At 74.2% G+C, this 14,841-nt stretch carries 13 protein-coding genes; 1 reads left to right on the forward strand and 12 read right to left on the reverse strand.

The window, feature by feature from the left end; translation table 11 throughout:
• The 12 genes from KUA19_RS11080 to KUA19_RS11135 all read right to left on the reverse strand — a co-directional run bounded on the left by KUA19_RS11080 (nt 1) and on the right by KUA19_RS11135 (nt 13,511).
• The gene (locus tag KUA19_RS11080) at nt 1-1,116 is read right to left on the reverse strand and encodes a Stk1 family PASTA domain-containing Ser/Thr kinase (RefSeq protein WP_217396102.1); all 1,116 of its coding nucleotides are present in this window, start codon (nt 1,114-1,116) and stop codon (nt 1-3) included.
• Nucleotides 1,113-1,574, reverse strand: a complete 462-nt coding sequence (locus KUA19_RS11085) for a phage tail protein (protein ID WP_217396103.1) — start codon at nt 1,572-1,574, stop codon at nt 1,113-1,115. The genes KUA19_RS11080 and KUA19_RS11085 overlap by 4 nt, the downstream gene beginning before the upstream one ends.
• A complete protein-coding gene (locus tag KUA19_RS11090) occupies nt 1,564-4,113 on the reverse strand; it encodes a putative baseplate assembly protein (protein WP_217396104.1) in 2,550 nt (849 codons plus the stop codon). Before KUA19_RS11090 ends, KUA19_RS11085 begins: the two co-directional genes overlap by 11 nt.
• Nucleotides 4,110-4,505, reverse strand: coding sequence for a GPW/gp25 family protein (locus tag KUA19_RS11095; RefSeq protein WP_308167418.1), 396 nt, complete (start codon nt 4,503-4,505; stop codon nt 4,110-4,112). Before KUA19_RS11095 ends, KUA19_RS11090 begins: the two co-directional genes overlap by 4 nt.
• A complete protein-coding gene (locus tag KUA19_RS11100; RefSeq protein WP_217396105.1) occupies nt 4,502-4,840 on the reverse strand; it encodes a hypothetical protein in 339 nt (112 codons plus the stop codon). Before KUA19_RS11100 ends, KUA19_RS11095 begins: the two co-directional genes overlap by 4 nt.
• Nucleotides 4,837-6,324, reverse strand: coding sequence for a phage baseplate assembly protein V (locus KUA19_RS11105; protein ID WP_217396106.1), 1,488 nt, complete (start codon nt 6,322-6,324; stop codon nt 4,837-4,839). The genes KUA19_RS11100 and KUA19_RS11105 overlap by 4 nt, the downstream gene beginning before the upstream one ends.
• Nucleotides 6,321-6,959: a CIS tube protein gene (locus KUA19_RS11110; protein ID WP_217396107.1), complete on the reverse strand. Its 639-nt coding sequence runs from the start codon at nt 6,957-6,959 to the stop codon at nt 6,321-6,323. The genes KUA19_RS11105 and KUA19_RS11110 overlap by 4 nt, the downstream gene beginning before the upstream one ends.
• Nucleotides 6,947-8,434: a hypothetical protein gene (locus tag KUA19_RS11115; RefSeq protein WP_217396108.1), complete on the reverse strand. Its 1,488-nt coding sequence runs from the start codon at nt 8,432-8,434 to the stop codon at nt 6,947-6,949. Before KUA19_RS11115 ends, KUA19_RS11110 begins: the two co-directional genes overlap by 13 nt.
• Nucleotides 8,415-8,909, reverse strand: coding sequence for a phage tail protein (locus KUA19_RS11120; RefSeq protein WP_217396109.1), 495 nt, complete (start codon nt 8,907-8,909; stop codon nt 8,415-8,417). Before KUA19_RS11120 ends, KUA19_RS11115 begins: the two co-directional genes overlap by 20 nt.
• A gap of 1 nt (nt 8,910) precedes the next feature.
• Complete coding sequence (locus KUA19_RS11125) at nt 8,911-10,134, reverse strand: phage tail sheath family protein (RefSeq protein WP_217396110.1); 1,224 nt, start codon at nt 10,132-10,134, stop codon at nt 8,911-8,913.
• A gap of 2 nt (nt 10,135-10,136) precedes the next feature.
• Nucleotides 10,137-10,832, reverse strand: coding sequence for a hypothetical protein (locus KUA19_RS11130; protein WP_217396111.1), 696 nt, complete (start codon nt 10,830-10,832; stop codon nt 10,137-10,139).
• A gap of 135 nt (nt 10,833-10,967) precedes the next feature.
• Entirely contained in the window at nt 10,968-13,511 is a 2,544-nt protein-coding gene (locus tag KUA19_RS11135; protein ID WP_372451788.1) for a CHAT domain-containing protein, read from the reverse strand.
• Nucleotides 13,512-13,658: 147 nt separating this feature from the next.
• Here KUA19_RS11135 and KUA19_RS11140 point away from each other — a divergent pair, with 147 nt between their 5' ends.
• Nucleotides 13,659-14,840 (forward strand): S8 family peptidase, encoded by a 1,182-nt coding sequence (locus tag KUA19_RS11140; protein ID WP_217396113.1) that lies wholly within the window; start codon nt 13,659-13,661, stop codon nt 14,838-14,840.
• Nucleotide 14,841 lies beyond the last annotated feature (1 nt).

Genomic DNA, 14,841 nt, shown 5'->3' on the forward strand with positions numbered 1-14,841 from the left:
TCAGTGCTCCAGGTAGACCCGGACGGTGCCGGCGGTGGTGGCGGTGCCGTAGTCGTCGAGGACCTGGACACTGATGGTGACCCAGCCGTTGTCGCGGACGTTGTTGACCGTGTCGTAGTTGGGCTTGGGCAGCGCCGGGGTGAACTGCCGCTCCCGCGAGATCTGGCTGGACACGGCCGGGGTGAGGCTGCAGACCTCACCGACCACCGACCGGGTGCAGCGTTCGAGCTGCACCGAGACCAGCCAGCGCACCGGCCACGAGTCGGGCTGGGTCCAGTTCAGCGTGGGCATCCGGCCCGGCGGGACGCTGGAGTTGTTGACCGGCACGGAGATGACCGGCTGCGCCGCGGCCGCCGAGATCCCGAGGTCGACAGTGCTGCCCTTGGCCGCGCTCGCGCCACCCGGCAGTGACTGGCGGGTGACCGCGCCGGGGCCGCGGGAGTTGTCCCAGCCGTACTGGACCGTGCCGGGCACGAAACCGGCCTTGGCCAGGGCCGCCTTCGCGTCGGTGAGGTTCAGCCCGACCAGCTTCGGCACGGCGGTCATCGGCACCGGTGAAGGGCTGGCGCTGGGCTCGACCGACGGGCTGGCCGACGACTGCGGGGCGACCGCCTGCGGGTCGTCGCCCGGCCACACCAGCCAGGTGATCACACCGATGACCAGTACGGCCAGCGCGGCGGCGACCACGATCCACCACGGGAACGGCTTCTTCTCCGGCGTCGGCGGCGCGGGCACGACCACGGCGACGCGGCGGCTGAGCACCGAGTTCTCCTCAGGCGCGTCACCGGCCTCGGCGTCGCCGAAGGTGCCCGGGGCCGGGGGAGGGGTGAGTCGGGCCTGGAACTCGTAGCGTCCGGCCGGGGCCGTCTGCGGCACGTTGATCTTCACGACCAGTGGCGCGGTGGCCCCCGGCCGCGGGCGCGGGTAGTCCTCCACGGTGAACCAGGCGGCGTCGGTGTCGGTCCCGGTGTGGAAGTCGATGCCGGGTCGGCCGGTGCGCTTGGTCTGGTTGGTGATGGTGAAGGTCACCTCGGCAGCGCGGTCCTGGCCCAGTGCCACCTCCGGCGTCGACGTCGTGATGATCCACTTCTCGTTCTTGTCGGTCTTCTCGCTCATGGCAGTTCTCCCATCTCGAAGGTGGTGGCGGCCGGTTTGTCCAGCTCGACGATGTGCCGAACCTGCTCGGCCAGTACGCATTCGGCGGGAATGCGGACGATCAGGTGGAACGGGCGGTCGGCCGCCTCCTCGATCTCGATCTCGGTCAGGCCGGTGGCGATGACCACCGCGGCCTTCAGCCCCTCTCGGGTGCCGCGCCACTGCGCCAGCGCGGCACCGTGTGCGACCAGGTCCCGACCGCTGCCCAGGTGGTCGACCGACACCCAGCGGGCCAGGAACGGCACCAGCCGCTCCGGGCAGCGGTACGGGTGGAACAGGTCCTCGACCGCGTCGAGTCGGGCCTCGCTGCTGTCGTGCAGGCCCTCCATCACGTCCAGCAGCGCCCAAAGCACCCCGGACGGGTGCATGGTCCGCTGGAACACGGCCGGGAGCATCCCGGCGATCGCGTCACGCCGCATCGTCGGTCACCACCTCGATGTCGTGGTCACCCGAGACCAGCAGCCAGGTCGGCGGGATCGTGACGACCTGCCGCAGCTCCTTGCTGGCCGCCGAGCGCCACAGCCCCGCCCCGGCGCGCACCTGCACGCCCCGGTTGCCGCCCACGAACACCTCGCCGCCTGCGGCGACGGTCCGCACCGGCTCGAACCGGGTCCGGTCGCGCAGCGGCAGGCCGCAGTTGACCGACGGCGACTCCCACTGCGGCGTGGCGGCGGTGGTGTCCAGCTGCAGTACTCCGCCGCTCTGGCTGGCGGCGTACGCGACCCCGTCGGTGAAGTCCAGGCCCCAGCAAGTGCCGCCGGTCCACCCGGCCGACATCTCCTGCCAGCGGACGTCGGCCTCGAACAGCCGCGCCCGGTAGCAGCCCTTGCCGGGCTTGCGCGGGTCGGCCATGCCGGTGCCCACCCACAGCACCGTGTCCGGGCCGTCCAGCTGCACCGCCAACGCCCGGGTGTCGGTGCCCGCGAGCCCCACGTGCTGGAACGTGCCGGGTTTGCCGCCCGCGGTGGACAGGTACACCCCGTAGCTGGTCTCGGCGGCCAGCGCCACGCCCCACACCCCGCGCTCGGACACGAACGCCCGCACCGAGTTGAAGCCCCGGTCCTGGTCCTTCTGGTCCACCACGATCTGCAGCGGCACCGCACCGTCCACCAGCGACATCTCGAACAGTCCCGCGTCGGAGGCCAGCAGCAGCGACACCGCCTCGTCCCGGTCGATCCAGGCCGCCTCCAGCACCACGGCGTCGAGCTCGGTGAGCTTGCGCCAGGTCTCGCCCAGGTCGGCCGACACGTACACCGAGGAGCCGCCCTCGTCGGTGTTGGTGACCACCGCGACGGTGCCCGGCCGTGCCGTGACACCGGGGCGGTCGGCGCCGGGCGCGGGCAGCACCTGCCGGACCGTCTCGCCGGGCAGCTCGTTGACGAGCTCCCAGCCCTGGCCGTCGTTGGTGGACCGGAACACCTGGGCGCCACCGCCGGTGTACCAGGTGGCGGCCTGATAGTTGTCGGCGGCGAGCGAGCTCGTCACGCCGGACGGGGCGTGGTCGAGCACGAACCGCACGTCGTCGACGTAGCGCACCCCCGGCTCGGCCTGCTCCAGGATCCGGTACACGTTCGAGGCGCGCAGCGGCTCGCCGAACGTCCAGCCCTCCACCGTCGCCGGGGCGGGCAGTGGACTGATGGCCTGGTAGAGGCGGTCGTGGATGCGGCGGCGCACCGCGTCGAGGTCCTCCTGGCGGCCCACCACCACCCGGCCGCGCACCGCCACGGTCTTGTACCGGGCCCACGTCGTGGTCACCGACGTGCCCAGCGCCCGGCGGCGGTCCAGGTCGGCCTGCGTACGCAGCCGCACCTCGTCCAGTTGCCGCTCCAGCAGCGCCGCCACCGGCAGCCGCCAGCCCGGCCGGGCCGCCTCGGGCACGAACGGCACCAGCGTCACCTCGACCTCGCCCGGCCGGGCGAACGACCACATCGCCGCCCGGGTGAACGCCCGCGCCCGCGCCACGGCGGGGGAGTCGGTGGTGGCCAGCAGCTCGAAGTCGCGCGCGGTCACCGCCCGGTGCAGGCTGAACAGCTCGTACGGCCCACGCCGGGCCACCGCGTCGACCGGTTCGAGGTCGCGCCCGCCCCGGGCCGGTTCGGCGTTGGTGACCCGTACCCCCGCGATCGGATCCCGCAGTGTGGTCAGCGCGCCCGCGCCGACGTTGCCGTGCGAGCCGCCGCCGGTGCGGTACCAGATCCGGATCTCGCGGTGCGCGCCCGGCACCGCACCAGGTATCGCGGCCTGCCCCGTCGCCCCGTCCAGCTCCGGCGCGAACGTGACCACGCCCGCTGCCGGGTCCAGCAGGTACGCCCGGTCGGTCGGCCCCAGCCCGGCGAAGCTCTCCACCCGCTGCCAGATCTCGAACACGCGACCCTGGAACTCCCGCGCCGCCCCGTCGACCGGCCCGGCCGCCTGCACGCCGAGCATCACCTCCAGCGGCTCACCGGTGGTGGCCAGCGGGGCGCGGTCGCAGCGCAGCACCTGTCCGGGCAGCCCGGTGCCCAGGCCCAGCAGCTCCCCGTCGACGAGCTCGCAGTGGTACGCCCGCACCCGCGTCTCCGTCGCGCCCTCGGCGACCGCCGCCGGGACGGTCGTGGTGAACACGACCGGCTGCGGGTCGGCGCCGCGCGCGGCCACCACCCGCGTCCCGGCCGGGATCACGATCCGCTCGGCGGTGTCGGTGCCGGTCCGGCTGAACGTCAGCTCCACCCAGGCCGCGGCGGGCGGCCGCCGGGTGACCCCGAGCAGGTTCAGGAACTCCAGGTACGCCTTCTCCGGTAGCCGGTTCAGCCGGAACAGCATCACCTCGGTCAGGTACGCGAACGCCTCCAGCAGCGCGGCACCCGGATCGTGCACCGACAGGTCGGTCCAGTCCGGCGACGACCGGCGCACCCGCTCGCGGGCCTCGGCGACGAGGTCGGCGAACGTGCGGTCGTCCAGGTTCGGCACGGGGATCATGGCTGTTCTCCGAGGTCGAGGGGGTAGTCGAGGACACCGGTGGCCAGCGTCTGGCGGACCCGGTAGCGCAGGTGCACGTTCAGCCGGGACGGGATGTCGGGATCGGGGTCGGCGTCGACCTCCTCGATCTCGACCCGCGGCTCCCAGCGTTCGATCGCGTGGCGGACGTAGTGGATGGCCAGACCGGCGGTGGTCTGGTCGTTGGGCGCGAACAGCAGCCGGTGCAGGTGCGAGCCGTAGTCGGGGCGCATCAACCGCTCACCGGGCGTCGTACCGAGCAGCAGCATGATCGCCTGGCGGATCGCGTCGTCGCCGTGGACGAGCGCGACCCGACCCGCGGCCGAGGTGACGAGCCCGACGGGCTCGGAGAAGCGCAGCGATGTCGCGTTCACGCGGAGACCTCCACGAAGGACTGGCCGGGGATCCGGACCTGGTAGTGGACCGTGCCGGGCACGGTGCCGTCGGTCAGCCCGTCGAGGTTGTCCAGCACGACCGCGTGCCCGTCGACGCGGATCCAGTCGCTGTAGCCGGTGAACACGCGCAGCGTCTTCACGCAGGGCTTCATCGTGGCGCCGATGTTCGGGCAGCGGACGATCGCGCGTCCCTCCGGGTCGTCGTCGACCAGCACCGGGTCGCCCGCGATCTGCACCCAGTGCTGCGACGGGTTGTTCTGGACCTTGCCGTCGTGGTCGCAGCGCACGTCGGCGGTGGAGACGATCGCCTTCACAGCGGGTTCACCCCCGTGGGCAGGCCCGGGATCAGCGCCCGCTCGAAGTCGACGCTGGCGGCGCGGATGGACATCTTGTGACCCGGCGCCTCGATGACCAGGTCGGTGCGGGCCAGCAGCCGTACCACGTTCGGCGCCAGCTCCAGGCGGCTGCCGTCGGCGTTCGTGAGCGTGATCGACTTGTCGACGTCGTCCACGACGACCTGCTGCCCACCCGCGCTGTGCAGGGTCCAGCGCTTGACCGCGCCGCCCTTCACCCCGGTGTCGGGCGGGGTCTGCGGGCCGAACACGGCGCCGAGCACGATCGCGTCGGCGGGGTCCTCGCGCGGCAGCGCCAGCACCACCAGGTCACCGGGGTCGGGCAGGACGACCACGCCCTTGCCCGGCCCGGCGCCGGGGCACAGCACCGGCAGCCAGCCCAGGTCGAGTTCACCGTGTCCGGGCAGGACCACCCGGACCCGGCCCCGGCCGTCGGGGTCGTCGACCGCGGTGACCCGGCCCAGCGCGATCGCCGCCGCGGTCTGCTGCGGCAGGCCTTCGGGCGCCTCGGTGCCGAAGACGGTGCGGTAGCCGTCGGCGTCGATCGTGTGCACGGCCGTGCACACCGGATAGACCCCGTCGACAGCGTCGTCGACGCCGCTGACGCCGATGGCCCGGCCGGGCCGTACCGTCACGTCGCCCTGGCAGGTGCCGCTGACCGCGAGCGCCCGCGCGGCGCCCCGGTCGACAGCCGCCTGCGCGGCCTCGGCCTGGTGCCCGACCGGCTGGTCGATGAGGGTGCGGTCGGCGCCGGCGGCCAGCCCCGGCGGCGGGGTCGCCGAGCCGGGACGGTAGCCGGGGCCCGCGGCCCGCTCGGTGGTGAACTCGCCCCGGCTCGGGTGCCAGCCGTACGCCGTCACCGCCGACAGCGCCCGGTCGGCGTGCCCGGCGACGCGGCACTGCCACAGCGTGTCGCCGAACTTCAGCTCCACCGCCGAACCGCGCGGACGCAGCGTGTCCACGACCAGGGTGCGGCCGTCGAGGTGCAGGTAGCGGCCCAGCCGTGCGGCGGTACGCGACAGCAGGTCCCAGTCGGTGGCCCGGTGCTGCACCACCCGCTCCAGCGGCGGCCCCGGGTCGGGGCAGCGCACGGTCAGCCCCAGCCCGGCGGTGAGTTCGCGGGCCAGGTCGGCCAGCGTCACGTCGGTGAACACGCGGGGCCGCTGCCGGGCGCGCAGCCGGTGCAGCACGTCGTGGGCCACGACGGTCCAGCCGATCTCCGAGCCGGGGCCGCGGACCAGCTCCACCGAGCCGACGTCTCCGTCGAACAGCGGCTGCCCGTCGAGTTCGAGCTGCAGCCGGGACCCGAAGGGCCAGCCGTTGCCCGCCTGCACGGTCAGCTCGGCCTGGGTCGGCAGCGAGATCCGGTACGCGACGCGGGCCGACAGGACCCGGCCGGGGACGGGCACGCCGTCCAGGCGTACCGACAGCTGAGGAATGATCATGACGGCACTCCCAGGACGGAACCGGCGGGCACGGCCAGCGGGTTGCTGACGCCGTTGTGTTCGGCCAGCTCCCGCCACCGGGTCGGGTCGCCCAGCGCCGTGGCGGCGAGCAGGTCGAAGCGGACCCCGGCTCCGCCGGCGCCGTTGCCGGTCACCTGGACCGCGGCGGCCGAGGTGCGGGTCGGCGGCGCCGCGGGTTCGCCCTCGGTGCGCACCAGCTTCAGCCGCAGCCACGAACGCCGCGGCGTGCCGGACGCGTCGATGGCGTCCAAACGCTCGGCCACGTTCACCACCACGCCGGGCAGGTTCCAGCTTTTGCCCCATACCAGCCGGACCAGCGGCAGGCGGCCGTCGCCGTTCTCGGCCAGGTGCCACAGCCGCCCGGTCAGCTCGCGTACGTCGTCGGGTCGGTGCGCGGGCTCCACCAGGTCGACGTCGAACAGCAGGTCGAGCACCAGTTCGGTACGGCCGCCGCCGGTGTACAGCAGCGCGTCGTCGACCCCGGTGCCGACCACGGCGCCCGGCAGCGCCGCCGGGCGCACCCCGGCGAGTCGCCGGATCACCAGCGTCTCGGGGTTGACCAGGCAGTCGATGCGCTCGCCGGTGGCGTCGACGAGGAAGGCTATGCGTTCCACTGCTGCCCCTCCTGTTCACGTCGCAGTCGGTGGATCCGGTCGGGGTCGGGCGTGGACGGATCGGGGGCCACCCACAGCGCCGTGTCGTCGAGCAGGTGCGGCCACGGGTCGGCGACCGTTGCCGGGCCGTCCAGCGACGGCCACGGCGCCTCGGCCGCGGGACCGGTGATCATGGCGGCCCCGGGCGGCCCGAGCCGCTCGGCGTCGTGCGGCCAGTCCTGCCGCCGGGCCCGCGAAACGGCCGGGTACGCCGGGTACGAGGGCTGCGCCGCTCGGCCCGGCCCGGGGCGCACCGGCTGCGGACCGGGCGTCGCGGCCGACCCCGAAGCGGTGGCGGACTGCCCTGGGGCACGGCTCGACCGCCGCCCCAGAACGGCGTCGGTCCACGCGTCCGCCGTCGGGCCACGCCAGGATTCGACCGCCTCGAAGGCCCGGTCGTCCTGTGTCGAGACCTCCGGGCCGTACGACGGCGCGGGCCACCCGGAAGTGTCCGAGTGGACGCGGACGGCAGCCGTCCTGTCGCGGTCCGCCGTGGCGGCGGTACCGGTACCGGACCCGGTGAGCCGGTCGTGCCGAGCTTCCCCCCTGCCCTCCCTGCGCGGCCCCGGCAGGTCGTCCACCTGGGATGACCCGGGTGGATCCGCTCCGGGCGGGGTGCCGGGTGTCGCCGGGGCCGCAGCCGCCCGCCCGCCGAACCGCGTCGGCCAGGCAGCGTCCTGCGAGCCCGGCCACCCCGACCGCCCGCTGACACCGTCATGCTCCGGTGACCCAGGTGTCCCGAAGCCATGCTCCGTCGCGGAGCCCGTCCGCTCGGTCGCCAGGCTGACGGGCTCGTCGCCGACCACGGCCGGGCCGGGACGGCGATGTGCCTGACCAAGCCGCTGCTGCTCGACCCGGTGACCCTCGCCCGCAGGCGAATCAGCCGGGCTGTCGATCCAGTCCGGCAACGGCCGTGGCTGGGCCGACGCGTCGTCGGCCCATCGGGCCGGTGCAGCAGCCGTCTCCGCCTCGACCCGCACCGCCTCAGCGGCCATCGCCTGGGCGGCCACCGACCGTGGCGGCAGTTGGGTCGTTCCCGGACGGACGGCCGGACAGACCGAACTCGGCTGCCCCGAGTCCCGCGCCCGCACCGGGTGCGGCGGCCGGACGGCCTGCGCCACCGGGCGGGGCGGCCGGACGGCCTGCGCACCCGGTTGAGGCGCCGCAGGCCGGGCCGGTCCGGAACCGGTTCCGGACCCGGACGGGTCCAGGTCGGCGGCGCGTCCGCCCAGCCGGTCGGCGGTCGGCGGTCGGAGTCCGGCGGTCGGGTCGTCGGCCCCGTCATGCCCGAAGGCATCGGCCTGGTCGGCGGGGTCGGCGACGTACACCAGCGCGGTGCCGTCGGCCGTCACCGCCAGGGTCCGCCGGGCGGCGGCGCCCCTTCCCGCGAAGAGGCGCCGCAACCAGCCGACGAGATCACGCAGCCGCGCCGACACCGCTGGTCTCCCGCTGGAGGCCGTCGTGCGCCAACACCAGCGTCTCCACCGCCAGCTCGCGGCTCATCGCGTCCAGCGGCGAGCCGTACCACTCCTGGGGCCAGGCGTTGACGAGGTTCCAGCGCAGCGCTTCGGCCGAACCCGAGCTGTCGAGCATGACGATGGAGACGTTGCGGCGGCTGACCCGGCCCTCGACCGCGGTCATCAGCCAGTCCCACAGCTCCGCCGACGAGGTGAGACCGAACCGCAGCGTGACCGGCTGGTACGTGACCCGGCCGGGGATGGCCCGCACCACCGAGTTGTTGCCCGCCTCCCGGTAGGCGATGGTCTCGACCTTGATGCCGAGCCCGCCCACCTCGGTGAAGTGGCCCTCGGTCACGTTGTTGATGAGCAGCTTGAAGTTGTACGCGCGATACGGGTCCACCAGGTTGCCCGGCTGGGCGGCGGGACGCGCGGTTGCGGTGACCTCGGGCATGTCAGGCTCCCTGCTCGCCGCCGGTGCCGGCGGACTGGCTGATCTTGAAGATGACGAACTCGGCCGGCTTGACCGGCGCGATGCCGATCAGGGTCACCACCTGGCCCGCGTCGCGGACCTCGGCGGGATTGGTCTCCTCGTCGCACTTGACGAAGAACGCCTCCTGAGGCGTACGGCCCTGCAGCGCGCCGTCGCGCCACACCCGGGTCAGGAACGCGCCGATGTCGCGGCGGATCGACTTCCACAGCAGGTTGTCGTTGGGCTCGAACACGATCCAGCGCGTGCCGTCGCCGATCGACTCCTTGAGCATGTTGAACAGTCGCCGGACGTTGAGGTAGCGCCACTCGCTGGCCGAGGCGGCCAGCGTGCGGGCGCCCCAGATGCGGATGCCCTCGGCCGGGAAGTGCCGGATGCAGTTGACCCCGGCCGGGTTCAGCACGTCCTGCTCGGCCTTGGTCACCCGGTACGACAGGTCGACCGCGCCGCGCACCGGCTCGTTGGCCGGGGCCTTGTGCACGCCTCGGGTGGTGTCGGTGCGCGCCCACACCCCGGCCACGTGGCCGCTGGGCGGGGTGCTGGTCATCTCGCCGGTCAGCGGGTCGCGTACGACCAGCCAAGGCACGTAGAAGGTGCCGTAGTCGGACTGGCGCGGCCGCAGCCCGCTGTTCTCCTCGACCGGCGCGACCTGCGACTCGCCCTCGGCGCTCGCACCGGCCTTGCGGGGCGGCTTGGGCAGCGTGACGCCGCCGACGCGGGTCAGCCGCTCGACGTCGCCGGTGTGCTCCGGCCCGTCGAGGATGGCCATCCGGTCGCCCATCAGCTCGCAGTGGGCCAGCAGGTCCTCGTAGGATGCCGCGTCGGTGTAGCCGGGCGCCGCCACGATCGCGATCTCGTCGATCGCCTCCAGCAGCCGCAGCCCGGACCGCTGGCGGCCCTTACCGGCCAGCGGGTGGCCCGTGGCGATGTTGACGACGTAGCAGCGGCCGCCGCCGTTGTCGAAGAAGCCGTACACGGCCCGCGACAGCGGGGTGCTGGCGGTGCTCTCGCCGACGAACACGCGCACGAACTCCGACCAGCTGTTGACCGCGACGGCTTCGTCGCGGCGGGCGGTCGGGTCGGGTGCGGTGCCGACGAACCCGGCGGTGCTGGTGCCGACCGATTCGATCGGCCTGCTGCCGCCGGACACCTCCTCGACATAGATGCCGGGAGAGGAGTACACGGGCATTGCTAGACCTCCAGGATCTCGCAGGTGATGACGACCGGGTCGGCCGACACGGCCGCGACCTCGGCGGACAGCTGCAACCCGCGGCCGGTGACCAGCAGGCGCAGCGGGCGGTCGGCGGCGACCGCGGGCAGCGTGAAGTGACCGTTGTTGTCGGTGTACGCGGCGGCCGTCTGATCGGCGACCGCCACCCGCATCCGCGCCAGCGGCACTCCGTCGACGGTGACGACGCGGCCGTTGAGCGGCCGCAGTGCCGTCGTCTCCAGCCGGGGCGGCTGGGTCACCCGCGGCACGTACGGCGCCGCCGTGGCCAACTGCACCGGCACCTCGCACAGCAGCGCCATGCGCAGCCGTGCCCCCAGGGCCGGCCACAACGTGTCCGGCACCGCCTCGGCCAGCAGGTACGGCACCCCGGCCGTGAGCACCCGGTCGAGCACCTCGACCGGGGTCGTCCCGGGACCGTCGGCGTGCAGCAGGAACCGCACCCGCAACCGCAGCGGATCACCGGCGCGTGCCGGTAGCGACTCCGGCAGCACCGCGTACGGCCATACCGCAAGCCACGGGCCGCCGTACGCTCCGGCCTGCACACCTTGCACAGCGCCGGGGTGTTCGACCTGCACGGCCACATCGACCTCGGCCAGGCTCGCCAGCAGCAGCGCCGACGCCCGGGCCAACGGCCCCGGCTCCTGCGTGTACCGCATCTGTCCACCTCCGCCTCGCCTCGTGCCGGGCGGCACGATCGCGAAACAGAGCGGGCGGCGGCGGGCGCTGATACAGCCGTCGATGTCAGCTGCGCGACGCCGCCGCCGCCGATATCCGACGCGGATGATGGGAGGTCAGGCGGCTCCGGCGCCGAAACACGAGAAACTATGGGCGGTCGCCCAGTGCTCTACTGGTGCCGCGACCTGCGCGGCGGCCAGGGCGGCGGCCGGGTCGGCGCCCTGGCGCAGCCGGTCGTGCAGCTCGAGCATCAGCGCCCGGGTCGCGTCGTCGTCGACCGGGCCGATGCTCGCGACCAGCGTGCGGGTGCCCGCCCCGAGCAGCGCGGCGGTCAGCCCCATCAGCTCATCGCCCGGATGCACCGCCGACAGGCCCGTGTCGCAGGCCGACAGCACCACCAGGTCCGGCGCCCGGTGCAGGCCGGTCAGGTCGTGCACGGTCAGCGGCCCGTCGGCCAGGTCGAGGTGGGAGAACAGCGGATTGTCGGCGCGGAACTCACCGTGCGCGGCCAGGTGCACCAGCCGGGCACCGTCGATGGCAGCCAGGGTCGCGCGCACCGTCGCGTCCGGACCGGCCAGCACCCGCGCGGCGGGCGCCAGCGCGGCCAGTGCCCGCACCTCGCCCAGCGCGTGCTCGGGTCGCGCCGCCGCGACCAGCACGGTCCGGTCGTCGGTCACTCCGCCACCGGCGGCGCTGCGGGCCCACGCCGTCGCCGACGGGGCGACCGCCACCGACCGGCCACGGCAGCTGGGCAGCGCCGACCACGGCAGCGCCTGCAGGGCACCGGTCGGCACCACCACCAGGTCCCGATCGCCGACGAGCCGGGACAGCGGACCGAGCAGCCACTCGTCCAGCTGCCGTACGCCGTGCCGGGCGGCGGCCTCGGCGGCGGCCAGCGACGCCGCCGACCCGTACCGCAGCACCAGCCGCCGCATCGCGAACCGCAGCGCCGCCAGTTCCGCGGCCACGGCCGTCGCCGCGACCAGCGGGCGCAACAGGATCCGCCCGTCGACGGCGACCACGCCCAGCAGTTGCCCGTCCTGCTCGACCAGTTCCACCAGGGCCCGCCCGCCCAGGCCGCCCACGATCTCGTCGACCGAACCGGGCGTCTCGACCACGCCGCCTGTGGTCCGGGTACGCCAGGTGCGGCGCCGGATCGAGTCCTCCAACACACGCTGGCGCTGCAGCGGCCGGGCCCGCCGGATCGCGTCGGAGGAGTATCCGGCCAGCTCCGCGCTGACCCGGCGCAACTCGGCGAGCTCCCGCGCCAGCGCCGGGTCGTCCTGCCCGCGCCCGGCGGGCAGTCGCAGCGTCGCCGCACGCCACCGCTCCGCCCAGCCCAGCACCTGCCGTCCCGACCGCTCCACCAGCGCCAGCCGCACCCCCAACCGGGCCAGCTCACCGCCCTCGGCCGAGCTGAGCACCCGCAGTTCGGTCGCGCCCAGCGCGGCCCGGTACTGGTCGAGCAGGCGCAGCCCGGCCAGCAGCGCACGCCTGGCCCCCGCTCGGTCGCCGCGGTGCAGGCGGTACAGCGCTTGCGCGTGCCAGGCCCGGATGCGCAACCGGACCGGCCCGCGGGCCACGCTGACCGCAGCGAGTTCGGCCAGCGCGTCCGCGTCGCCGGTGGCCGCCGCGCGCAGCCGCGCGTCCAGGGCCTGCTCCGGCCAGCCCGCCGCGTCCAGCGCCGTCGCCAGCGTGCGCAGCAGTCGCGGGCTCGGCCGCGCCATGGCCACCGACTCCAGGTATCTGGCGTGCACCACCCATCTTTCCCGCTGCTGCCGTTCGAAGGCCCGCCGCGCCAGGCGCGCCGACTGCCGCGCCTCGGCGGTGTCCCCGGCGGCCAGCGCCGCCTGGGCGAGCAGCAGCCGCGCCTGCGGCAGCAGCGAACCCAGCCGGGTCGACCCGGCCAGTTCGACCGCGTCGCGGGCCGCCTGGTGGGCCTCAGGCAGCAGCCGGGCCGCCAGCAGCAGCTCCGCCCGGTCGATCAGCGCCTCGGCGGGTCGGCGCCCGCTTTGCCGGAACTGCTCGTCGGCCCGGTCGTACCAGGTGAGCGCCGTGACGATGTCGCCGCCCTGCGCCGCGACGAAACCGAGGTTGTGCTGCACCTGGGCCACGGCCACGGTCAGCGACTGGCCCCGGTACAGCTCCTCGGCCCGCTCCAGATCCACCTTCGCCTGCGTCAACATCCCGCGGTAGGCCTGCAGGACCCCGCGGTTGGTCAGCGCCCGCGCCTGCCACAGCCGGTCGTCGTGGCGCCGGAAGCTCGCCAGCGCCGCACCGTACGCCTCCAGCGCTTCGGTGTCGCGGCCCAGCCGCCGCAGCAGGATCCCGTGCTGCATCCGGGCCCGAGCCAGCGGCAGCCCCTCCAGCACCAGCAGCGCCTGATCGATCTCGCGCAGCGCGGCCCGAGGACGCCCGAGGTCGTTGAGCACCAACGCCAGGCTCATCCGGGACTCGGCCGCCAGCCGCGGATGGTCACGGGCCACGGCGATCGAGCGGCGCAACCGGATGGCGGCCAGCGCCGGATCCTGCAGCTCCCGGGCGGCCAGGCCGAGGATGCGCAGGCTGGTGGACATACCGGGGCGGTCGCGTCCACGTTCGGCCCGGGCCAGCAGCCGTACGCCGAGGGCGGCGGCCCGTTCCGGGTTGGCCATGACCATGGCTAGTACGCGCTCATGCCGCACAACTCTCGCATCGGTCCAATCACCACTGTCGCAAGTGTCGTCGTTGTGACAGACCCCGATGTATCAGGAGGCCACCGCCCGCACTCTGTTGCACGACGCAACACGCCGACCTGGAGGACCACGATGGCAATGTCGCAGGACCGCCTGCACCGCTGGCAGGACCGGCGGGCCCGGAGGATGGCCGAGCTGCCCTGGCTCGGCCAGGAGACCCGCGCCGGTCGCAGGCCCGTCTGGTTCGCTCGCAACGAACTGCTGGTGCTCACCGACCATCGGCAGTCCGCCGAACGGGTGCTCGGCGGCCTCGGCCACACCGACCGGGTGAACGAGACCGTCGTGGCGCCCGGCCTCCTGCGGCTGACCGCGGACGGCCTGGACGTGCCCGCCGCCGCCCGCAAGGTACGGCAGGCGGCCGCACGTGACGGCGACGACCGCACCGTCGCGGCGCCCAACCATGTGTTCGTGTCGACCCCGTTCGAGCACGGCGGCCCGTTCGGACCCCCGCAGCCCGCCGCCCAGCCCACCACCTCGCCGACGGTCGACAAGCCGCGCCGGGACGTGCCGGTCATGGTGATCGACACCGGCGTGTGGCGCGAGAGCCCGCTGCCGTCGCACGCGTACACGGCCACGGCGGCCGACTTCGAGACCGACACCGACGTCGACGACGACGGTGTGCTGGACGGCGACGTCGGCCACGCCAACTTCATCATCGGCGTCATCGCCGCGCAGACCGCCAAGGCCGACGTCCGCGCGGTGCGTCTGCTGGACACCTTCGGACTGTGTACCGAGGCCGACCTGATCGCCTCGTTCGACCGCGTCAGCGACGAGAAGCTGATCAACCTGTCGCTGGGCGGCTACACCCTCGACGACCAACCGCCGCTGGCGCTGTCGGTGGCACTGGGGCAGCTGCTCACCGGGCGCGACCGGCTCGTCGTCGCCGCGGCGGGCAACGACGGCCTGCGCGACCGCCCGTTCTGGCCCGCCGCGTTCGCAGGCACGGCGCAGCCGTGGGCGGGACAGATCGTCGCGGTCGCCGCGCACGACGGCAAGGGCCTGTGCGACTGGAGCAACGCGGGCCCCTGGGTCACCGTCATCGCGCCCGGCGAGGACATCACCAGCACGTTCGTCAAGCACAGCCAGTTCCCGACCGGCTGGGCGCTGTGGAGCGGGACCTCGTTCGCCACCCCGCACGTGGTCGGGCTGCTCGCCGAGCAGACGGCCCGCAGCGGTTCGACCGAGGTGGCGCTCAAGTCGGTCCTGTCCACGGCGGCGCTGCGCTCCATCGGCGGATACCCGGGGCTGTCATGAG

Source organism: Catellatospora tritici (assembly GCF_019083965.1).
Classification (GTDB): Bacteria; Actinomycetota; Actinomycetes; order Mycobacteriales; family Micromonosporaceae; genus Catellatospora; species Catellatospora tritici.